15 protein-coding genes are annotated in these 22,510 nt (G+C 62.8%); 7 read left to right on the forward strand and 8 right to left on the reverse strand.

The window, feature by feature from the left end:
- Positions 1-17: 17 nt before the first annotated feature.
- On the reverse strand, positions 18-1,901 hold the full coding sequence (locus tag ACSQ8R_RS19460) for an MFS transporter (protein ID WP_436254881.1): 1,884 nt from the start codon (positions 1,899-1,901) through the stop codon (positions 18-20).
- Between the two features lie 502 nt (positions 1,902-2,403).
- Here ACSQ8R_RS19460 and ACSQ8R_RS19465 point away from each other — a divergent pair.
- On the forward strand, positions 2,404-3,438 hold the full coding sequence (locus ACSQ8R_RS19465) for an aspartate-semialdehyde dehydrogenase (protein ID WP_436254882.1): 1,035 nt from the start codon (positions 2,404-2,406) through the stop codon (positions 3,436-3,438).
- A gap of 203 nt (positions 3,439-3,641) precedes the next feature.
- Positions 3,642-4,454 (forward strand): lytic murein transglycosylase, encoded by an 813-nt coding sequence (locus ACSQ8R_RS19470; protein WP_436254883.1) that lies wholly within the window; start codon positions 3,642-3,644, stop codon positions 4,452-4,454.
- 18 nt (positions 4,455-4,472) lie between these two features.
- Here the strand turns inward: ACSQ8R_RS19470 and ACSQ8R_RS19475 are convergent, their stop codons facing one another.
- A complete protein-coding gene (locus ACSQ8R_RS19475; RefSeq protein WP_436254884.1) occupies positions 4,473-5,147 on the reverse strand; it encodes a carbonic anhydrase in 675 nt (224 codons plus the stop codon).
- A gap of 69 nt (positions 5,148-5,216) precedes the next feature.
- Positions 5,217-6,089: a pyridoxal kinase PdxY gene (gene pdxY / locus ACSQ8R_RS19480; RefSeq protein ID WP_436254885.1), complete on the reverse strand. Its 873-nt coding sequence runs from the start codon at positions 6,087-6,089 to the stop codon at positions 5,217-5,219.
- A gap of 175 nt (positions 6,090-6,264) precedes the next feature.
- Here pdxY and ACSQ8R_RS19485 point away from each other — a divergent pair, with 175 nt between their 5' ends.
- Positions 6,265-11,031, forward strand: coding sequence for an NAD-glutamate dehydrogenase (locus ACSQ8R_RS19485; RefSeq protein WP_436254886.1), 4,767 nt, complete (start codon positions 6,265-6,267; stop codon positions 11,029-11,031).
- Between the two features lie 34 nt (positions 11,032-11,065).
- Positions 11,066-12,448, forward strand: coding sequence for an MFS transporter (locus ACSQ8R_RS19490; RefSeq protein ID WP_436254887.1), 1,383 nt, complete (start codon positions 11,066-11,068; stop codon positions 12,446-12,448).
- Positions 12,449-12,645: 197 nt separating this feature from the next.
- Here ACSQ8R_RS19490 and purH read toward each other — a convergent pair whose 3' ends face one another.
- The 4 genes from purH to htpX all read right to left on the reverse strand — a co-directional run bounded on the left by purH (position 12,646) and on the right by htpX (position 18,511).
- Positions 12,646-14,262, reverse strand: coding sequence for a bifunctional phosphoribosylaminoimidazolecarboxamide formyltransferase/IMP cyclohydrolase (purH, locus tag ACSQ8R_RS19495; RefSeq protein WP_436254888.1), 1,617 nt, complete (start codon positions 14,260-14,262; stop codon positions 12,646-12,648).
- An 85-nt stretch (positions 14,263-14,347) separates the two neighbouring features.
- The gene (locus tag ACSQ8R_RS19500; RefSeq protein ID WP_436255522.1) at positions 14,348-16,030 is read right to left on the reverse strand and encodes a heparinase II/III family protein; all 1,683 of its coding nucleotides are present in this window, start codon (positions 16,028-16,030) and stop codon (positions 14,348-14,350) included.
- Between the two features lie 100 nt (positions 16,031-16,130).
- Positions 16,131-17,549 (reverse strand): RsmB/NOP family class I SAM-dependent RNA methyltransferase, encoded by a 1,419-nt coding sequence (locus tag ACSQ8R_RS19505; RefSeq protein ID WP_436255523.1) that lies wholly within the window; start codon positions 17,547-17,549, stop codon positions 16,131-16,133.
- Positions 17,540-18,511 (reverse strand): zinc metalloprotease HtpX, encoded by a 972-nt coding sequence (htpX, locus tag ACSQ8R_RS19510; protein WP_436254890.1) that lies wholly within the window; start codon positions 18,509-18,511, stop codon positions 17,540-17,542. The genes ACSQ8R_RS19505 and htpX overlap by 10 nt, the downstream gene beginning before the upstream one ends.
- 123 nt (positions 18,512-18,634) lie before the next feature.
- Between htpX and ACSQ8R_RS19515 the strand changes: the two genes are divergently transcribed.
- Together ACSQ8R_RS19515 and ACSQ8R_RS19520 are read left to right on the forward strand one after the other, a co-directional pair.
- A complete protein-coding gene (locus tag ACSQ8R_RS19515; protein ID WP_436254891.1) occupies positions 18,635-18,853 on the forward strand; it encodes a DUF1674 domain-containing protein in 219 nt (72 codons plus the stop codon).
- Between the two features lie 49 nt (positions 18,854-18,902).
- Complete coding sequence (locus ACSQ8R_RS19520; RefSeq protein WP_436254892.1) at positions 18,903-19,349, forward strand: thermonuclease family protein; 447 nt, start codon at positions 18,903-18,905, stop codon at positions 19,347-19,349.
- A gap of 204 nt (positions 19,350-19,553) precedes the next feature.
- On the opposite strand, the gene acs is transcribed toward ACSQ8R_RS19520, so the two are convergent.
- Positions 19,554-21,506 carry an acetate--CoA ligase gene (gene acs / locus ACSQ8R_RS19525; protein WP_436254893.1) on the reverse strand — a complete coding sequence of 651 codons (1,953 nt, stop codon included), beginning with the start codon at positions 21,504-21,506 and terminating at the stop codon, positions 19,554-19,556.
- A 239-nt stretch (positions 21,507-21,745) separates the two neighbouring features.
- Between acs and ACSQ8R_RS19530 the strand changes: the two genes are divergently transcribed.
- Entirely contained in the window at positions 21,746-22,456 is a 711-nt protein-coding gene (locus ACSQ8R_RS19530) for a DUF1013 domain-containing protein (RefSeq protein WP_436254894.1), read from the forward strand.
- Positions 22,457-22,510 lie beyond the last annotated feature (54 nt).

The following is a 22,510-nucleotide window of genomic DNA, read 5'->3' on the forward strand; positions in this document are numbered from 1 at the left end:
ATCCGGGGGCTAAACCCTTATTCGGCGTGGATGTCGCGGTCCTTGGTTTCCGGCAGGAACAACAAGCCGATCACCAGCGTGATGCCGGCAAATACGATCGGATACCAGAGACCGTAGTAGATATCGCCCTTGGCGGCACTCATCGCGAACGCCGTTGCCGGCAGAAGGCCGCCGAACCAGCCGTTGCCGATATGGTAAGGCAGCGACATGCCGGTATAGCGGATGCGGGTCGGGAAGAGTTCGACCAGAAGCGCCGCGATCGGGCCATAGACCATGGTCACATAGATCACAAGAACCGTCAGGATGGCGATGATCGTCACCCAGTTGACCGCCTGCGGGTCTGCCACCATCGAGAAGGCGCCGGAGCCTGGGATGGTATAGACTGCCATCTCGGTCACGCCAGTGGCTTCCTGTGCTGTCAGCAGCTTCTGCGTAACCAGGTCGGGACCTGAGACCGAGGCCTTGTTGCCGCCGCGAATGGCGGCAGCGTCGAGCTTCAGTTCCGGATTGGCCGCAATGAAGGCATCCAGCTTTGCGTCCGGCACCTTCGATGCAGCGCGGGCCAGGGGATACCCGTTTGCCTGCAATGCAACATTCACCTGCTTCTGGAAAGCTGCATCCTTGGCCTTGGCGTCAGCGCCGGACGCGATGGCATCGTAGCTGGTGATCGTCGAACTGCCGATCTTCACCGCGGCCGGCGTACCGGCTGGACCGGCAACGACTTCATAAGGGACCGAATTGCGGGTCAGGTACGACGTTGCAATGTCGCAGGACGTGGTGAACTTTGCCGTACCAGTCGGGTTGAACTGGAATTTGCAGTCGCCAGGAGCTGCCGTCACCGTCGCACGCACGGTTTCCTGAGCTTGGGCCAGAGCAGGGTTGCCTGCCCAGGTCATCGCCTTGAACAGCGGGAAGTAGGTAACCATCGCCAGGAGCAGCCCGGCCATGATGATCGGCTTGCGACCGATCTTGTCGGAAAGCCAGCCGAAGAAGACGAAGAAGCCGGTGCCCAGAAGAAGCGAAGCAGCAACCATCAGGTTCGCGGATTGAGCATCGACCTTGAGAATGTTCTGCAGGAAGAACAGGGCGTAGAACTGGCCGGAATACCAGACGACGGCCTGACCGACCACCGCACCGAAGAGAGCGAGAAGCGCGATCTTCGCGTTCCGCCACTGGCCGAACGCCTCTGTGAGCGGAGCCTTGGATCCCTTGCCTTCTTCCTTCATTTTCTTGAAGGCAGGCGACTCATTCATCTTCAGGCGAATCCAGACCGAGACGCCGAGCAGGATGACCGAGAGGAGGAACGGAACGCGCCATCCCCAGGCAGCGAAGGCTTCACGACCCATGGCCATCTGGACGCCGAGAATGACGACCAGTGACAGGAAGAGGCCGAGGGTTGCCGTGGTCTGAATCCACGAGGTGAAGAAGCCACGCCGGCCATGCGGCGCATGTTCCGCCACGTAGGTGGCGGCACCGCCGTATTCGCCGCCGAGCGCCAGGCCCTGAAGCATGCGCAGCGCCACCAGCAGGATCGGAGCGGCAATGCCGATGGAAGCCGCGCCGGGCAGTAGGCCGACCAGGAAGGTTGAAAAACCCATGATCAGAATAGTGACGAGGAAGGTATACTTGCGGCCAACGAGGTCGCCCAGACGACCGAACACCAGCGCGCCGAAAGGACGGACGAGGAAGCCCGCTGCAAAGGCCAACAGGGCAAAGATGTTCCGGGTCGTTTCCGGATACTGGCTGAAGAAGGCTGCACCGATAAAGGTTGCCAGTGAACCATAAAGATAGAAATCGTACCATTCGAATACGGTGCCGAGCGAAGAAGCAAAGATAACCTTCTTCTCTTCCCGCGTCATCGGTCCGGCTTTTGTGCCGACCGCTGTTGCGACATTTGCCATTGTCGTCCTCCCTCAAGATGAAACTCGCGCGCCGGCTCCGAGCCCGTTCCCTCCAGGGCCTGGATATGACGACGCATTGTCGCAGATTGCCAGAATTCAAGGGCCAAGGAGAGCGATGCTTTGGGATTATGACTTTCGTCTAATATCGCGCCTGCCGTGCACGGCCGATGCTGCGGCGCGGCATGAGAGCAATGCGGTGCAGCACCTGCGCAGCCATCGCTTGACTCGCTCCGAAAATCTTTTAAACAGCTTCACGAACGGGAAGACACCCACATGCGCGCCTGCGAATTCCATATCGCTGCCTCAGCACTGCCGGCCATCCAGGCTGCGCAGCGGGCGTGTTTTGCCGCTTTCTCCAAAACCAAGGCCAAAACGACGACGAAAACCGTCTGACGTCTCTGGCCGCCGCTCTCTCCCCGGATGGCCGGGGACAAGGAATTCCGCGGGCTGACCGCGGCTTCCCCCTCACCGGAAACGAGGAGAGACAGAAAGAGAGCACAAAATGGGTTTCAAGATCGCAGTCGCCGGTGCAACCGGCAATGTCGGCAGGGAAATGCTGACGATCCTTTCCGAGCGCGGCTTCCCGGTCGACGAAGTCGTGGCGCTGGCATCCGCCCGCAGCCAGGGGACCGAAGTTTCGTTCGGCGACCGGACGCTCAAGGTTTCCAACCTCGAAAACTATGATTTCTCCGACACCGACATCTGCCTGATGTCGGCCGGCGGCGAGGTTTCCAAGAAGTGGTCGCCGAAGATCGGTGCGCAGGGCTGCGTCGTCATCGACAACTCTTCCGCCTGGCGTTACGACCAGGACGTCCCGCTGATCGTTCCGGAAGTGAACCCCGATGCGGTCGCCGGCTTCACCAAGCGCAACATCATCGCCAACCCGAACTGCTCGACCGCGCAGCTCGTCGTCGCCCTGAAGCCGCTGCACGACTTCGCCAGGATCAAGCGCGTCGTCGTCTCGACCTACCAGTCGGTTTCCGGCGCCGGCAAGGAAGGCATGGACGAGCTCTTCACCCAGACCCGCGCCGTCTTCGTCGCCGATCCGGTCGAATCCAAGAAGTTCACCAAGCGCATCGCCTTCAACGTCATCCCGCATATCGATAGCTTCATGGAAGACGGATATACGAAGGAAGAGTGGAAGGTTCTCGCCGAGACCAAGAAGATGCTCGATCCGAAGATCAAGGTGACCTGCACCGCGGTGCGCGTTCCGGTCTTCATCGGCCATTCGGAATCGGTCAATATCGAGTTCGAAAACGAGATCACTGCCGACCAGGCCCGCGATATCCTGCGCGAAGCCCCGGGCTGCCTCGTCATCGACAAGCATGAGAACGGCGGCTACATCACGCCTTACGAATGCGCCGGCGAGGATGCCACCTACATTTCCCGTATCCGCGAGGATGCGACGGTGGAAAATGGCCTCAATATCTGGGTGGTTTCCGACAACCTGCGCAAGGGCGCGGCACTCAACGCCATCCAGATTGCCGAATTGCTCGTAAATCGCGGCCTGATCAAGCCGCGCAAGGTTGCTGCCTGATAAATAATAAATTTATTAAGCATGTTCAGATAGAAACCCTGCCAGAAATGGCGGGGTTTTTCTTTCGAATCACCTACATCACGAACTATTCATGAACGGGTGAGTTGCGATTGTCTGCAGCCGCCGCCATAAGGCCGAAACAAAACACATTCTCCGGACGCCTCTGACTTGAGCGATCCGGCTCTCGGGACGGGTTTGACCGCATGAAGAAGATTTTGCTGGCAGGATTGATCGCAACCGGTTTCATGACCGCCACCCCGGCGTTTGCCGCGCTCCAATGCGGCAACGATTCATCCGGCTTCGCCCGCTGGGTCGATGAGTTCAAACGGACTGCCCCTGCGAACGGCGTCAACCCTTCCGTCGTCGAAAAGGCTTTCTCGAACGTCTCCTACAACCGCCCGACCATCAGCGCCGATCGCGGCCAGAAAAGCTTCAAGCTTTCCTTCGACGAGTTCATGAAGAAGCGCGGCGGGGCTGCCATCATCTCCCGCGGCAAGGGCATGAAATCCGGCAACGCCTCGCTGTTTGCTCAAATCGAACGTCGCTTCGGCGTGCCGGCCGGTCCCATCATCGCCATCTGGGGCATGGAAACCGGTTTCGGCAGCTTCATGGGCGATCAGCACACGCTCTCCGCCGTTGCAACGCTTGCTTACGATTGCCGCCGCTCCGCCTATTTCACCGAGCAGCTTTATGCGGCCCTCCAGCTCGTCGGCCGAGGCGATCTGAGCGTCACCGCCCGCGGCGCTGCGCATGGCGAGATCGGCCAGACGCAGTTCCTGCCGCTGAACGTCATCCGGTACGGCGCCGACGGCGATGGGGACGGTCATATCGACATGGTCCGTTCTCGCGCCGATGCGCTTGCATCGACCGCCAACTTCCTGAAGGGACACGGCTGGAGGCCGGGTGCCGGCTATCAGCCGGGCCAGCCGAACTTCGTTGCCATCCAGGGCTGGAACGCCGCAACCGTCTACCAGCAGGCAATCGCCTATATGGGCGCCCAGATCGACGGCCAATAAGCCTCGTTCGTCGTGAAATCAGGCCGAGATCTGCTCGGCCTCGATCGGCGGCTCATCCAGGTTGGGACGGACGAAATCGCCCTTGCTGTCCATGATCCAGAGCTCGCCGGTCGAGATGTCGAACCAGGCGCCGTGAATGCCGAGCTTCCCCTCTTCGTCGTGTTTTCGAACAAAGGGAAACGTCTGCAGATTGGCGATCGAATTGCGGATCGAGACCCGCTCCAGCGCGGTCTGGCGTTCGGCCTGCGTCATCAAGTCGTTGTTCTGGATCTGCTCGGCGGCGGGCCTGACCAGCCCCATCCACTTGCCGATGAAATCCCCCGGCGACAGCGGCTTCATGGAGGGATCCAGCGCCGCCTGGATGCCGCCGCAGCGGCCATGGCCCATCACCACGATATTGTCGATCTCAAGCACCTGAACGGCATATTCGATCGCCGCCGACGTGCCGTGGAACTGCCCGTCGGGCTCGTAGCGCGGCACCATGTTGGCGACGTTGCGCACCACGAACATCTCTCCGGGGCCGCAGTCGAAGATTGTCTCCGGCGCGGCACGGGAGTCGCAACAGGCGATCAGCAGCGTATGGGGCTTCTGCCCCTTGTCCGCCAGCACACGGTAGCGCTCGCGTTCGTCACTATAGCGACCGCTCATGAAGTTGCGGTAGCCCGCCAGAAGTCTGTCAGGAAAATCCGTCATGCAGCAACGATTATAATGGCTCCGGCCGAAGATCAACGGCCATTGTGCATATGCGAAATTCCTATGCCCTCAACGCCTGGCCCGCTGCAAGGGGTGCACGAGCCGGCGCATCTGAACCATCGCCATGGGCGTGGAGAGGCTCGACGCATCGGTCTCCAGCGTCAGTTCGTCGCCGCCGCGTTTTGCGGTGCGCGCAAGGATCTCGAAAACGCTCGCCGTCGCCAGCTGCAGCGCCTTTTCCTCGTCCATGCCGGCCAGGATGCGCCCGAGGAACAGGGCTCCCAAAAGGTCGCCGAGCCCGTTCGGCGGATTGTCGATCAGCCGGTGTTCGGCAAGCAGCGCATGTTTGCCGGTCAGGTAGAGATTGCCGGTGCTGCCCGCCATCATCGGCACCGCCGAGGTCACCAGGATGCGCGGCGGCCCGAGCGCGACTGCCGCGTCCATGATGTCGTTGTTGGTTTCGAGCGGCGCACCGGAAAGCCAGGCGAGCTCATAGCGGTTCGGCGTGGCGATCGTCGCCAGCGGAATGAGTTCGTCGCGGATCGCTTCCGCCGTCGGCTGCGGAATATAGAGCCCGCCGAGATCGCCCATGACCGGATCGCAGACATAGAGAAGGTCGGGGTTTTTCTCCTTCAGCGCCCTTATCAGCCGTGCGACGGAACGCGGCTGGGCGGCATTGCCGAAATAACCGGTCAGCACCGCCTTCACTTCTCCCAGCCATGGCGCGCGAATAAGATCGTCTATAGCTTTGTCGAAATCTGATTCGGGAAAGGTCAGCCGCGTGGAAGGCCCATGACCGGGATGCCAGGGGAGTACGACGGTCGGCATTGCCCAGACGGGAAAGCCCAGCGTCTCGAGCGCGAAGACGGCGGCGCGATTGCCGACCGAGCCGCGTACGACATGGCTGGAGATGACGAGGACGGCGCTGCTGGTATCCTGCATGAGATTGACTTCCGGCTATGATGGCCCTGTTGATCGTTTCTTCGTCGCCGCATGTCAACAAGGCTTCACGGAAGAATGAAACGTGTGGTGCCGACTGACATGGATCGGCCACGTTGCCGCATGATGACACAAATCTGGTTTATTCCGTCAGAGCACGGAAAAAGGGGAGAGGGACATGGCCGTCAGGCAAAATCCGAAACGGGAAAAACAGATCGAAAGCGCGCGCAAGATCGTTGCTGCGAGCAAGGGGCCGCATCTCGACCCCCTTATCCTGTTCGGCCGGGCCAGCACTGACGACCTCGAAAGCTACACGCCGGACATGCTGGCGCTCTCCGCCAATCACGCAGCCGCGCGGCTGATGGCCTGGCCCCGGGTGCGGGCAGACATCACGGTCGAACCGATCGCCGGCGTCGAGCCGAACAAGGTTCCGGTCTCGGTGCTGACCGTGGTCGACCGCAACATGCCCTTCCTGTTTGATTCGGTCATGGGCGAAGTGACCGCGACCCACCGCGACCTCACCATGGCGGTTCATCCGATCCTGGTCGTCGAGCCGGGCAAGGAACCGGTGCTGCGCTCCAACGAGCAGCCCGGGGATCCGGCCCATCATGTCAGCCTCATCCAGATCCATCTTTCGCCGCTCAACGAGGAACAGGCCGCTTCGCTCGTCGAGCGCATCCGCTACATCCTCGACCAGGTGCATCTGTCGATCACCGACTGGGGCTCCATGCTGGAAGTCCTCGACGGTGCCGCTAGGCAGCTCAGCAACTCGACAAGCCGCCGCAAGGCCGATCGGGATGAGGCGCTCGCCTTCCTCGACTGGCTGCGCGACGACAATTTCACCTTCCTCGGCATGCGCGAATACGTCTATTCCGGCAAGGGCACTGAGGCCAAGGTCGAGCGGGGCAAGGGCCGCGGTCTCGGCATTCTCTCCGATCCGGATGTGCTCGTCCTGCGCCAGGGCAAGGACGCGGTGACGACCACGCCGGAAATCCTGGAATTCCTCGACGGCCCGGATTTCCTGATCGTCACCAAGGCCAATGTGAAGTCCGTCGTCCACCGCCGCGCCTATATGGACTATGTCGGCGTCAAGCGCTTCGACGAAAAGGGCGAAGTGGTCGGCGAACTGCGCGTCGTCGGCCTTTTCACCGCGACCGCCTATACCCATTCCGTCCGCGATATCCCGCTCCTGCGCGCCAAGGCCGGCCGGGTCGAAGAACATTTCGGCTTCGACCCCGACAGCCATTCCGGCCGCATGCTCGAAAACACGCTCGAATCCTACCCGCGCGACGATCTCTTCCAGATCGATACGGAGCTGCTTGCCCGGTTCTGCGAGCAGATCATGGAACTGAGCGAGCGTCCGCGCGTCCGGGTTCTGCCGCGCATCGACCATTTCGACCGTTTCGTTTCGGTGATCGTCTACGTCCCCCGCGAGGACTATAATTCCCTGGTCCGCGAGAAGGTCGGCGACTACCTGACCAAGGTCTATGACGGCCACGTCTCCGCCTATTACCCGGCTTTCCCGGAGGGCGGCGTCGCCCGCGTCCACATGATCATCGGCCGCCGCAGCGGCAAGACGCCGCGAATCGCCCAAGCCAAGCTCGAAGAAGCGATCCGGCTCATCGCCACCCCCTGGGAGGACCGCTTCGCCGCACTTGCGGAGGAGGGGCCGCGGCTCTCCGTCACCCAGGCCTTCCAGGAAGCCTTCTCGCCCGAGGAAACCTTCGCCGACCTGCCGGACATCGCCGCCTGCGCCGCGGGCGAAGCGATCCGCATCGCCTTCTATCGCCGTCCCGGCGACACGGCGAACACGGTATCGCTGAAGATCTTCCACCGGGACCGGCATCTGTCGCTTTCCCGCCGCGTGCCGCTTCTCGAAAACCTCGGTTTCCATGCCGTCAGCGAGCAGACGTTCGAGATCCAGGTCGGACCCGAGCACGACCGCAGCCAGGTCGTCCTCCACGACATGGAACTGCAGCTCGGCGACGGCCGCGAGGTTGACCTTGCCCGCGAGGGACTGCTGCTCGAAGAGGCCTTCCTGTCCGCCTTCGAAGGCCTGATCGACAACGACGCCTTCAACCGGCTGGTTCTGCTCGCTGGCCTCTCCGCCCGCGAAGTCACGGTGCTGCGTGCGTACTCCCGTTACCTGCGCCAGACCGGCATCGTCTATTCGCAGTCCTATATCGCCGATACGCTGGTCAAATACCCGGCCATCTCCGCGGCCATCTTCCGTCTCTTCCGCGACGGTTTCGATCCGAAGATCGCTGAGAAGGCCCGCGTCAAGAAACTTACCGACCATCACGCCGAGATCGAGGAAGCGCTCGGCAACGTCCCCAATCTCGATGAGGACCGCACGCTTCGCCGTTTCGTCAATGCGGTCGATGCGACGCTCAGGACCAACTATTTCCAGCGCGACGCCAATGGCGCGCCGCACCGGATGTTCGCCTTCAAGCTCGATCCGAAGCTGCTGGACGCCCTGCCGGAACCCCGCCCCTTCCGCGAAATCTTCGTCTACGGCACCGAGGTCGAAGGCGTGCATCTGCGCTTCGGCAAGGTCGCCCGCGGCGGCCTGCGCTGGTCGGATCGCGGCGAGGACTACCGCACGGAAATCCTCGGCCTCGTGAAGGCCCAGCAGGTCAAGAACGCCGTCATCGTGCCGGTCGGCGCCAAGGGCGGCTTCTTCCCGAAAATGCTGCCCCCCGCAAGCGCCCGAGACGCCTTCTTCAATGCCGGCAAGGAGGCCTACAAGACCTTCATCCGCACCCTTCTGTCGATCACCGACAATATCGTTGGCGCCGACATCGTCGGGCCGCCTGACACGATCCGCCTCGATGGCGACGATCCCTATTTTGTGGTGGCCGCCGACAAGGGCACGGCAACCTTCTCCGACACCGCCAACGGCCTGGCCCAGGAAGCCGGCTTCTGGCTGGACGACGCCTTTGCGTCAGGCGGTTCCGCCGGCTACGACCACAAGAAGATGGGCATCACCGCCCGCGGCGCCTGGGAGGCCGTGAAGCGGCATTTCCGCGAGAAGGACATCGACATCCAGACGACGCCGTTCACGGTCGCCGGCGTCGGCGACATGTCCGGCGACGTCTTCGGCAACGGCATGCTTTTGTCGCGCAAGATCCGCCTCATCGCCGCCTTCGACCATCGTGACATCGTCATCGATCCCGATCCGGATATCGAAAAGTCGTTCGCCGAGCGCGAACGCATGTTCGCCCTGCCGCGCTCGAGCTGGCAGGACTATGACAAGTCGACCCTTTCCGAAGGCGCGATGATCATTTCCCGCTCGGAAAAGTCGGTCAAGCTCACCAGGCAGGCCGCCGCCGCGATCGGCATCGACAAAACGACCGCAACGCCCTTCGAGATCATGACCGCTATCCTCAGGAGCCCTATCGACCTTCTCTGGTTCGGTGGCATCGGCACCTATATCAAGGCCGCTCACGAGACCGATACGGAAGTCGGCGACCGCGCCAATGATCCGATCCGCATCACCGCGGCCGAAGTGCGCGCCAGCGTCATCGGCGAGGGCGCCAATCTCGGCATGACCCAGAAGGGCCGCATCGCCTATTCGCTGAATGGCGGACGCTGCAATTCCGACGCGATCGACAATTCGGCCGGCGTCAACTCCTCCGACGTCGAGGTCAACATCAAGATCGCCCTCAACCCGGCCATGCAGGACGGACGCCTGACCCGCGACAAGCGCAACCAGCTTCTCGCCTCGATGACCGAGGAAGTCGGCCATCTCGTGCTGCGCAACAACTACCTGCAGCCGCTGTCGATCTCGCTGACTGAACGCAAGGGCACCGGCAACCGGGAGGAACTTTCACGGCTGATGTCGGTGATGGAATCCCTCGGCCAGCTCAACCGCAAGGTCGAAACCCTGCCCGACGACGCGGAGCTTGCCGAGCGTTATTCTTCCGGCAGGCCGCTGACCCGGCCGGAAATCGGCGTGCTGCTCTCCTATTCGAAGATCGTCCTCTTCGACGCCCTGATCGACAGCAGCCTGCCCGACGACCCCTATTTCTCGGCCGTCCTGAAGGCCTATTTCCCGGCCAAGATGCAGAAGGCCTATGCGGCGGACATCCAGTCCCACCGCCTGCACCGCGAAATCGTCGCCACCGCGCTCGCCAACGAGGCGATCAACCGCGGCGGCCCGGGTTTCGTCCAGCAGATGAGCGACATGACCGGCGCCACGGCGGCGAATGTCGTGAAAGCCGCCTTCCTCGCCCGCGACGGCTTTGAGCTTCCCAAGCTCTGGGCCGAGATCGATGCGCTGGACGGAAAAATTCCCGGCCAGCTGCAGAACGACCTTTACGCCCGGACCACCGAGACTTTTGCGGAAGCAACCCGCCTCATCCTGCAGACGCAGGTCGGCACCGGCGACATGGACGGCGCGATGAGCCGGCTGAAGGCCGCGATCAAGGGCCTGCGCTCGTCGCTCGCCGGCGGAGACTTCGTGGAAACCGCGGCCCGCGCCGCGGAACTCGAGGCGCAGGGCATTCCGGCATCGCTTGCCCGGGAAATCCTGCTGCTCTCGACACTCGTCCTGGTGCCGGAGATCATGCTGATCGCCGACCGGACCGGCGAAACCATGGCGCGCGCCACCGAGAGCTATTTCGCCGTCACCGAGACCTTCCGGGTCAACCGTCTGATCGGCGCGGGAGATCGGATCAGCACGTCGGAGCACTACGAAAGCCTGGCGCTCTCCCGCAGCCTGCAGCAGCTCGCCTCGGCACGCCGCGATATCGTCATCGCCGCGCTGACAGCCCATCCGAAAGAGAAGAAACCTTTGGAAGCCTGGGTCGGCGACGACCGGATGCGCGTCAACCGCATCGGCGCCGAACTGGTGACCTTGAGCGAAAGCGGCGAGCTGACGCTTCCGAAGATCACCGTCGCCGCCGGTCTCCTGAGCGATCTTGCGCATGGACGGGCGATGTAGGAGAACGGCCAAGGCTGGCTGATCCGGGGGAAAAATGGCCGTTACTGATGTGGACGATGCGCCGGTGAAAACGAGCCGGCGCGGAATCTGGGGCTGGATGTTCTTCGACTGGGCGGCCCAGCCGTTCTTCACCGTCGTCACCACCTTCATCTTCGGCCCCTATTTCGTTTCCCGGCTGACGGAGGATCCCGTCTCGGCGCAGGCGGCCTGGAGCAACATGGCGACGGTCTCGTCGCTGGTCATCGCCGTCTTCTCGCCGGTCCTCGGCTCGATCGCCGACCAGGCCGGCCCAAGAAAACCCTGGATCGCCTTCTTCGCGGTGATCAAGATCGCCTGCGTCTCCGCCCTCTGGTTCGCAGCACCCGGCTCGCCGATCATCTGGCCGATGGTCTTCATGATCTTCGCGTCGATCGCCGCGGAATTTTCGACCGTCTTCAACGATTCGATGATGCCGCGCTTGGTCTCCAAGCAGGATGTCGGCCGGATTTCCAATGTCGCCTGGGGGCTCGGGTATCTCGGCGGCATGATCGTGCTGATCGCCGTCGTCGCGCTGCTCGCCGCCAATCCGGAAACCGGCAAGACGCTGATCGGCATTCCCCCGCTCTTCGGTCTCGACCCGCATCTGGGCGAGGACGCCCGCATCACCGGGCCGATCTCGGCCTTCTGGTATCTGCTCTTCATCCTGCCGATGTTCTTCTTCACGCCGGACGCCGGGAAAGGCCTGCCGCTCGCCGCCGCGGTCCGCTCCGGCATAAGGGAACTCGGCGGCACGCTGCGGGACCTGAGACAGCGCAGCGGCCTCACGAAATTCCTGGTCGCCCGCATGCTCTACCAGGACGGCGTCAACGGCCTGCTGATCCTCGGCGGCGCGTTCGCGGCCGGCATGTTCGGCTGGGCGACGATCGAGATCGGCATCTATGGCATCATCCTGAACGTCGTGGCGATCTTCGGCTGCATCGTCGCCGGATGGCTCGACCGCCTGCTCGGCTCGAAGGTGGTCGTGATCATCAGCCTCGTCCTGCTGCTGGTGGCGACGCTCGGCATCATTTCCACCGGCCCGGGCTTCGTGTTCTTCGGCCTTCTGCCGCTCTCGGCGGAAGACGGCGGCGGGCTGTTCGGCACCGCGGCCGAAAAAGCCTACATCCTGTTCGGATTGCTGATCGGCATCGCCTTCGGCCCCGTCCAGGCCTCGTCACGGTCCTATCTCGCCCGCAGCGTCAGCCTTTCGGAGGCCGGCCGATATTTCGGCATCTACGCGCTGTCAGGCCGCGCGACGAGCTTCCTCGCCACCCTGTTCTTCTCGCTGATGACCTATGCCAGCGGCTCCGCCCGCCTCGGCATGGCGACGCTGCTGGTCTTCCTGGTGGCCGGGCTGGCGCTGCTGCTTGCGACACCTTATCCGGCGAACAGGAAGTAGGCGGATAGCTGTTCGGTTGGGGCTTGGATCCTCGGGTCAAGCCCGAGGATGACGGAGTATGTGGGGCTCAACAGAGAAAAAGGGAGCGTCGCAGCGTGCTCGAAACTCTCTTTAGGCAGTCCTGAAAAACCCTCCGTCGTCATCCTCGGGCTTGACCCGAGGATCCACGCCAAGCCCTCAGAACAAGCATCAAGCCCTCAGTGCCGGAAATGGCGCATGCCCGTGAACACCATGGCCACGCCATGTTCATCGGCAGCGGCGATCACCTCGTCGTCCCGCATCGAGCCGCCCGGTTGGATGACCGCCGTGGCGCCGGCGGCGATCGCCGACAACAATCCGTCCGCAAACGGGAAGAACGCTTCGGAAGCGACCGCGGAGCCCTTGGTCATCGGTTCGGCCCAACCCATGGCCCTTGCCGCCTCTTCCGCCTTGATGCCGGCGATGCGGGCCGAATCGATGCGGCTCATCTGGCCGGCACCGATGCCGGCCGTCTGGCCGTCCTTGGCGTAGACGACCGCATTCGACTTCACATGCTTGGCGACCTTGAAGGCGAACTTCATGTCTTCGAGTTCGGTCGGCGTCGGCGCACGCTTGGTGACGACGCGAAGGTCGATATCCTCGACCATGCCGTTGTCGCGGGTCTGGACCAGCAGGCCGCCGGAAACGGTCTTCGCCGTCAGACCGCGCGAACGGGGGTCGGGCAGGCCGCCGGTCACCAGCAGGCGCAGGTTCTTCTTGGCGGCGATGATCGCCTGCGCCTCGTCGGACACTTCCGGGGCGATGATCACTTCCGTGAACAGCCTGACGATCTCTTCGGCGGTCTCCGCGTCGAGAAGCTGGTTGACCGCGATGATGCCGCCGAAGGCCGAGGTGGAATCGCAGGCGAGCGCCTTGAGATAGGCTTCCTTCAGGCTCGGCCCGGTCGCCACGCCGCAGGGATTGGCGTGCTTGATGATCGCGCAGGCTGGCGCCTTTTCCGGCGAAAACTCGGCGATCAGCTCGAAGGCGCCGTCGGTATCGTTGATATTGTTGTAGGAGAGCTGCTTGCCCTGCAGCAGCTTGGCGGTCGCCACGCCCGGACGGTTTTCGCCGGTGACGTAGAAACCGGCGCTCTGGTGCGGGTTCTCGCCATAGCGCATCTCTTCCTTGAGCACGCCGCCGATCGTCCGGTAACGCGGGATCTCGATGTCGAGCGCTTCCGCGAACCAGTTGGAGATTGCCGTGTCATAGGCAGCAGTGCGGGCATAGGCCTTGGCCGCCAGCTTCTGGCGGAAGGCATAGACCGTCTGGCCGTCGTTCGAACGCAGCGCCTCGATCAGCGCCGGGTAATCGGAAGGGTCGGTGAGGGTGGTCACATAGGCATGGTTCTTGGCGGATGCGCGGATCATTGCCGGGCCGCCGATATCGATGTTCTCGACCGTCGTCGGGTAGTCGCCGCCGGCGGCGCGCACTTCCTCGAACGGGTAGAGGTTGATGACGGCAAGATCGATGCCCTCGATGCCGTGTTCCTTCATGGCGGCGACGTGTTCCGCATCGTCGCGGATCGCCAGCAGGCCGCCATGCACCGTCGGATGCAGCGTCTTCACCCGGCCGTCCATGATTTCCGGGAACCCGGTGACGTCCGAGACGTCGGTGACGGCAAGGCCGGCCGCCGCGATCGCCTTGTGCGTGCCGCCCGTCGAGAGCAGCTTCACGCCCTGATCGGTGAGCGCCTGGGCAAGCTCGATGATACCGGTCTTGTCGGAGACCGAAAGCAGTGCGGTGCGGATCCTGATGCGGTCGGGAGCGGGGATTTTCTTGGAAACGACGGCCATCGGTCTCTCCTGGAAAGGCGCCGCGAAACCCGGCGCACGGTAAGATGGCCGCCCGTTAGCACAGCTTGGCAGAAGAAGAAACGCCCTATTCGCCGCGTCTCAGCATCCAGCGTATTTCCGAAGTCTCCGGCGGCGAAAACTCGATGACGAGCTGCTGGCTCGGCCGCACGCCGGAAACGTCGGCAAAGAAGATGTCCTCGTCGATCATCACCTGCAGCCCCGGTGCCGCGAAGATCCAGGTCTCGCCGTCCGGCGCGCGCATGGCCACGCTTTCCTCGTCCCGGCGCGACAGCGTGATGACCGGATGAATGTGGAAGCGCGCCACCGCCAGCAGAGGCTCGTTATCCGGTGCTTCGCCCTCGGGCAGGTAGAGCCTGTCATGGCCCTTGATCTTGTTGCCCTTCACATTGAGGCCGATCTCGCGTTCGTGGAAATAGCCGAACTGATGGACGTAGCCGTCGTGGCTGGCCCGCAGCCAGTCATTGCCATGCATGTCGTCCCAGCGCTCGACCTCCACATCCGCTACGCCGCCAAGCAGCATCGAGCCGGCAAACCGGGACCGGATGATGCGGCTGGACGAGGTTTCGTTGAGCGTCACCGTCGAATGGGCGGGCGTCGAGCGGGCCATGTGCCGGTAGTTCCGCCCGGCATATTTCGGCGAGCCGCAATTGACGATGAAACGGTGCCGCCCGGCCGACATTTCGAAGGAAAGGCAGCCCGCATGCGCGCCCCGGGAAAGCCCCGGAGAGAGTGGGCGGCCGGTATCGACGATCAGCGTCGTGCCATCCGCCGACAGGCGATGATAGTGCATGTGCGGCAGCGCCTTGAACGGTTTGCCGGCGGTCTCGTCGTAGCGCAGCACCGACATCAGCTCGCTCGCCGGCGTCGAACTGGCGCCGTTGAACAGCGCAAGATCGCCGTCCTGGTGCCGGAAGAAGCGAAGCGCCGGATACATGCGGTCGATCGTCGGAATGAGTTTTTGCGGCAGGTCGTGGCCGAGGTTGATATAGGTCTGGCGCAGCGGCAGCAGATCGATCAGCAGGTCGAGCACCGCCCGCGGATTGCGCGACACGTGGCCGCCATCGGCCAGGATCTGCCGCTCGAGTTCCCGATCGAGCCGGCCGCCCTCGCGGCGGATATAGGCGGCCCGCGTCGGCATCGAGATCGAGGCCATGGCGAGCGCGATCCTGAGCCTCAGCCGTGTATCGCCCTCCGGCGTGCAGCCGGCTATCTTCCTCAGATACCGGACCTGATAGGCGAGGCTTTTCATGAAGCGACGGTAGAAGCCAGCCTCGGCGCCCTGCAGCACCACCGTCGAATGGGAAAGCCAGGCGATCACCCGCTCGGCCGCCACATGCGCTTCCCAGGCAATGCCCTTCGGGCTTCGGCCATGAAGCGCGATCCAGTCGGCAACCACCTGCCGGGCGCTGGCACAGGCTATCTCCGTCTTGTTGGTGCGGATATGACGGAGCCAGGCAAACGAATGCAGCCGCTCCGCAGCCGCCCGCGACGGCAGCTCGACGGAGAACGGCGATTGCCCATAGGTTTCGAGAATCCGCCCGGCGAGCGGGAACCGGCCTTCGAGGATTTCCTCCGCCACGAACGGATCGAGCGCCCGCAGATCCGTCGGCGCGACGATCAGCCTATCCGGCACCTGCAGGGAAAACGAGGTTACGGCCAGGCGCAATCCGGCGGACCGCCGGCAAAGGCGTCGCCAGATTTCCCGCAAGCCGAAGGACAGAAGCCTTCGGCGATCCGCGAGCCTCATCTTCAATGTGGAATACTCCGCAGGAATCAGCCTCCGCCCCGCCGGCGGGAATCAACTATTAGCTTTTTCGAAAGTATCAGTCCGTATGGTGAAGAAAGCCTTACCGGACTTGGAGCACGCTCGCGAAGAATCCATCCATGCCGCCCACAAAATTTTCATTGGCGGGCAGCATGGCCGGCGTAGTGCGGAATTCGCCGAGCGGCGAGATCGCCCCTTCGAGCCCCGGCCAGTCCTCGGGATTGACGGCCACGCGTTTCAATTCGGGATGATCCTTGAGGACGCGCACCACCAGTTCCTCCCCTTCGGCCGAATCGAGCGAACAGTTGGAAAAGACGACAATGCCGCCCGGTTTCACCAGCGTCACGGCATGGCGCAACATCTTTTCCTGGAGCGCGGCGAGCTTGGCCACATCCTCCGGACCCTTGGTCCAGAGCACGTCCGGATGCCGGCGCGTCGTGCCGGTCGAGGAACAGGGAGCGTCGAGCAGCACACCGTCCAGCAGCTCCCCCGGCTTGAACTCGAACAGGTCGCCGCCGACCAGCTCCGCTTCATAGCCGAGGCGCCCAAGATTTTCCTTGAGACGCGCCAGCCGGTTGCCGGATTGCTCGACGGCGATCACCTCGGCACCGGCTGCGATCAGCTGCGCCGTCTTGCCGCCGGGAGCGGCGCAGAGATCGGCGACTTTTTTACCCTTGAGATCGCCGAACAGCTTTGCCGGAATGCTGGCCGCGACATCCTGCACCCACCAGGCGCCCTCATCGAACCCTTGCAGCGCGGAAACCGCCCCGTCGAAGGCCGCAAGGCGAATGCTGCCGGTCGGCAGAACCGTGCCGCCGAGCTTTTCCGCCCAGGCAACGGGATCGGACTTGACCGTCAGGTCGATGGCAGCCGGAACGAGCTGCGCTTCGGCGATACGATCCGCCTCCGCCTCGCCGTAGAGAGCGACCAGGCGCTTGCGGAACCACGACGGCACCGGAGAAATAGCGGCCGTCGTGGTGAGAATCTCGTCCTTCTCCCGGTCCATCCGGCGCAGGACCGCGTTCACCAGCTTGGCGAAACGGCGATTGCGCGGATCGCGATTGGCCTGTTCGACAGCGAGGTCGACGGCGGCATGCGGCGGCACGTCGAGATGCAGGATCTGGGCGGCGGCGATCACCAGCACATGGTGGAGCGCCCGCGCACCTTCCGGCAGCGGCGTATCGATCAACGAAGCGATTGCCGCCTCGATGCGCGGCAGGTGACGGAGTGCGGTGTTGAGAATGGCGCGTGTCAGCGCCCGGTCGGCATCGCCGAGAGCCCGATAGGCCGGATTGCCATGCACTAAGTCGAGCATGCCGTCGAGCGAAATCTTCCGATCGACGACGGCGGCCAGGAGTTTGGCGGCCGTGACCCGAACTTCGAGACCCGCCTTGAAGGGGCCGCTTTCCCGCTCCGAGTGAGCCGGTTTCCTGCGCTGTTCGGCTGGCTTGCCCGTTGGCTTGTGTGGTTTCTTGTTCTTCTTGGCTTCGTTCAAGACCAGGGACCTTTGCGCGGTTCATTCGAGCCGCGGCCCCAGCCGGTATTCGGAACGGAGCGCGCGGTGCGCTGCGGTCTATCAGCCCGGAACCCGGCCGTCGAGGCACCACCCCGAGAACCGGGGAACTGGCCAGCCATCTGCTGCAGCGCGGCGATCCGGTTGCCGGTGTCGGGGTGGGTAGAGAACAGGTTGTCCATGCGCTCGCCCGACAGCGGGTTGATGATGAACATATGCGCCGTCGCCGGGTTGCGTTCGGCCTCGTAGTTGGGGATCTGATGCGCCGCACCGGCGATCTTGCCGAGGGCCGAGGCGAGCCACAGCGGATTGCCGCAGATCTCGGCGCCGCGACGGTCGGCCGAATATTCGCGCGTCCGGCTGATCGCCATCTGCACCAGCATGGCCGCGAACGGAGCGACGATCATCGCCACCAGCACGCCGACGAAACCGAGCGGATTGTTGTTCTCGCGGTTGCCGCCGAAGAAGAAGGCGAAATTGCCGAGCATCGAGATCGCGCCGGCAAGCGTCGCGGTGATCGTCATGGTCAGCGTGTCGCGGTTCTGGATATGCGCCAGCTCATGCGCCATCACGCCCGCCACTTCTTCATGTGTCAGGCGCTGCATCAGCCCGGTGGACGCAGCGACGGCGGCATTCTGCGGATTGCGGCCGGTCGCAAAGGCGTTCGGCTGCGGATTGTCATAGACATAGACTTTCGGCATCGGCAGGCCGGCATTGGCCGAAAGATCGCGGATCATGTTGTAGAATTCCGGAGCGCTGCGCGCATCCACTTCCTGCGCGTGATAGGCTGAAAGCACCATCTTGTCGGAATTCCAGTAGGAAAACAGGTTCATGCCGGCAGCGATCACCAGCGCGATCATCATGCCGCCCGTGCCGCCGATCAGGAAGCCGATCCCCATGAACAGGGCCGTCATGAAGGCCAGAAGCATGGCGGTGCGCATCACATTCATCGTCATCTCTCCCGTTGCCGATTTCGCCCCAAGGCGGTTATAGGGTTTTCCACTGGGCGCGAACGCCCTATGATGTGGTCAATTCAACCAGAATTTTCAATAATCGACCCGGCAAAGCCCAAGATGCAAAGCGCAGATAACGACAATTCGGAAATCGTACCGGACGAAGAGGCCCAAAAGAAGCCTCTTTCCCCGGCCGCCCAGCGCGCCCTGAAGGAAGCCGAGGAACGCCGTCAGGCGGCGGCCAAGGCCGAACTGCCCGAAGAATTCGGCGGCCGCGGCGGCGCCGACCCGGCCCGTTTCGGCGACTGGGAAATCAACGGCCGGGCGATCGATTTCTAAGTAAATATTCCTATTGACTTTGATCGCGTATCGGAATTTATTCCTTTCCATGATCAAGGCGCTTCTGATTCTTGTCGGCATGATCGCGGTGTCCGTCACCGACGCGGAAGCGCGTGACGAGATTTCCGGGCCGGTGGCTGCGGAAATCCTGCGGGTCATCGACGGCGATACGCTGCTGGTCGAAGCGCAACCCTGGCCGCAACAGAAGATGGAAGTCTATGTGCGGATCCGCGGCATCGACGCGCCGGAACTGAAGTCGAAATGCGAGCGGATTCGCGAAGCGGGGCTCGATGCCCAGCGCGCGCTCGAAGCGCTGACCGCCCGATCACGCAAAATTCAGCTCACCCATATTTCTGGCGACAAATATTTCGGCCGCATCGTCGCCGACGTGGTTCTGGCCGATGGCCGCAGCGCCGGCGGCGATCTGCTGTTGGCAGGCCTGGTGCAGACCTATGACGGCGGGCGCAAGCCGCAGCAGGTCTGTAATACAGACTGACGTTCGCGGGCGATCGTCAAGATGTTTCGCAAGCCTCGCTCCTTACTCGACGTCATCCTCAGCCTTGAGCCGAGGATCTGCCGAGCATCGATAAATCAACGTGGCAGATGCTCAGGGCAGGCCCGAGCATGACGGAGGCGCGGCTAGCGACCCGCATTGACAGTCCGCAAGGGCCGCCCGGTTTCCCGAGCGGCCTTTTTGAACTCAACCCGCCTTGTTCTGCCGGTTGGCGATCAGATCGTCCACCACGCCCGGATCGGCGAGCGTCGAGATGTCGCCCAGCGAACCGAAATCGTCCTCGGCGATCTTACGCAGGATGCGGCGCATGATCTTGCCCGATCGGGTCTTCGGCAGGCCGGGTGCGAACTGGATCTTGTCCGGTGCGGCAATCGGGCCGATTTCCTGGCGAACGTGTTTCACCAGTTCCTGGCGCAGCGCATCATTGCCCTCGTGGCCCGCCATCAGGGTCACATAGCAATAGATGCCCTGGCCCTTGATATTGTGCGGATAACCGACGACGGCGGCCTCCGACACGAGATTGTGCGAGACGAGCGCCGATTCCACCTCGGCCGTGCCCAGCCGGTGGCCGGAAACGTTCAGCACGTCATCGACGCGGCCGGTGATCCAGTAGTAACCGTCCTCGTCGCGCCGGCAGCCGTCACCGGTGAAATATTTGCCCTTGTAGGTGGAAAAATAGGCCTGGATGAACCGCTCATGGTCACCATAGAGCGTACGCATCATGCCCGGCCAGGCATCGGTGATGCACAGATTGCCGTCGGCGGCTCCCTCCAGCACCTTCCCCTCGTTATCGACCAGCTCGGGCTTCACGCCGAAGAACGGCTTGGTGGCCGAACCCGGTTTGAGGTCGGTGGCGCCCGGCAGCGGCGTGATCATGTGGCCGCCGGTTTCCGTCTGCCACCAGGTATCGACGACCGGGCAGCGCTTGTCGCCGACCACGTTGTAGTACCATTCCCAGGCTTCCGGGTTGATCGGCTCGCCGACCGTGCCGAGCAGCCGCAGGCTCTCACGCGAGGAACGCTTCACGAATTCGTCGCCGGCGCCCATCAGCGAACGGATCGCAGTCGGCGCGGTGTAGAAGATGTTGACCTTGTGCTTGTCGATGATTTCCCAGAAACGGCCCTGGTCCGGGAAGTTCGGCACGCCTTCGAACATCAGCGACGTGGCGCAGTTGGCGAGCGGCCCGTAGACGATGTAGGAATGGCCGGTCACCCAGCCGACATCCGCCGTGCACCAGTAGATGTCGCCGTCATGGTAGTCGAACGTGTATTCGTGGGTCATCGCCGCGAACACCAGATAACCGCCGGTCGTGTGCAGCACGCCCTTCGGCTTGCCGGTGGAGCCGGACGTGTAGAGGATAAACAGCGGATCTTCCGCCTTCATCTTCACCGGTTCGCAATGTTCCTTCACGGTGGCGATTTCCTGGTGGTACCAGAGGTCGCGGCCGGGCGCCCAGCCGGTCTTGCCGCCGGTGCGGCGCACCACCACGACCTTGTTGACGATCACGTGCTGGCGGGCGGCGATATGGATCGCCGTATCGGTATTGTCCTTGAGCGGCACCGGCTTGCCGCCGCGCACGCCCTCGTCGCAGGTGATGACGAAGGTGGACTGGCAGTCGATGATGCGGCCGGCGAGCGCCTCCGGCGAGAACCCGCCGAACACCACGGAATGCACCGCGCCGATACGGGCGCAGGCGAGCATCGCATAGGCCGCTTCCGGGATCATCGGCATGTAGATGGTGACGCGGTCGCCCTTCTTGACGCCGTGTTTCTTCAGGACGTTGGCCAGCCGGCAGACCTGGTCGTAAAGCTGGTTATAGGTGATCTTCTTGTCGATATAGGGGTTGTCGCCCTCCCAGATCAGCGCCGTGCGCTCCCCATGCGTCTTCAGGTGGCGGTCGATGCAATTGTAGGAAACGTTGGTGAGGCCATCCTCGAACCACTTGATCGAGACCTTGCCCTTGAAGGAGGTGTTCTTGACTTTCGTGTAGGGTTTGAACCAGTCGATGCGTTTGCCGTGCTTGCCCCAGAACTTGTCCGGATCCTCGACGCTCTCCTCGTACCACTTTTCGTATTTGTCCTTGTCGATGAGCGCTTTTGCTTTGGCGGACTTGAGGACCGGGTAGACTTTTTCGGACATGAACACCTCCCTGAATTGGCACGCATGACGACGCATCGAGCCGTCAGCGATATGTGCCGCATTCATAACAGGTGAGGCAAGGGCGGCAATTAGACAAACGGTTCATCTCGGTGCGACGATCTCGCTTCAAAGATTTGCAATTCCGTCCCAATTCGATTATAGGGCGGTAAATTCCCGGAAATTGTGGTTGATACCCACGGCCCGCGACACCGGCGCGGACGGACAGAGGACCTATACCCATGGCTCAACAATTGCTCATGCCGAAGGCGACCGCTGTATGGCTGGTCGACAATACCGCGCTTTCCTTCGATCAGATCGCCAACTTCTGCAAGCTTCACCCGCTCGAGGTGAAGGCCATTGCGGACGGCGAAGCGGCGCAGGGCATCAAGGGCCTCGACCCGATCGCCACCGGCCAGCTTTCCCGCGACGAGATCGAACGCGGCGAAAAGGACATCAACTACAAGCTGAAGCTTTCCGAACCGAAGGTTCGCGTGCCCGAATCGAAGCGCCGCGGCCCGCGTTACACGCCGGTCTCCAAGCGCCAGGATCGCCCGAACGCCATCCTCTGGCTGGTCCGCAACCATCCGGAACTGAAAGACGCCCAGATCTCCCGCCTCGTCGGCACCACCAAATCGACGATCGAGCAGATCCGCGAGCGCACCCACTGGAATTCGACCAACCTGACGCCGATGGATCCGGTTACATTGGGCCTCTGCAGCCAGATCGATCTCGACCTCGAAGTCGAACGCGCTTCCAAGGGCCGTCCGCTGCCGACCGCCGCCGAACTCGGCGCTTCCCTGCAGCCGGCGGCTGAAACCGAAAACCTCGGCTTCAGCTATCGCAACGAGCGCGAGGAAGAGAAGGAAATCGACGCCGACGCCGTTTTCGCCAAGCTCTCGTCGCTCAAGTCCACCCGTCGCGACGACGACGAGGAAGACGAACGTTTCTGATCGAACCTGTTTCGATTGCATCAAAAAAAGCCCCGGATCGTCTCCGGGGCTTTT

This window comes from Neorhizobium sp. LjRoot104 (assembly GCF_964253725.1).
Classification (GTDB): domain Bacteria; phylum Pseudomonadota; class Alphaproteobacteria; order Rhizobiales; family Rhizobiaceae; genus Neorhizobium.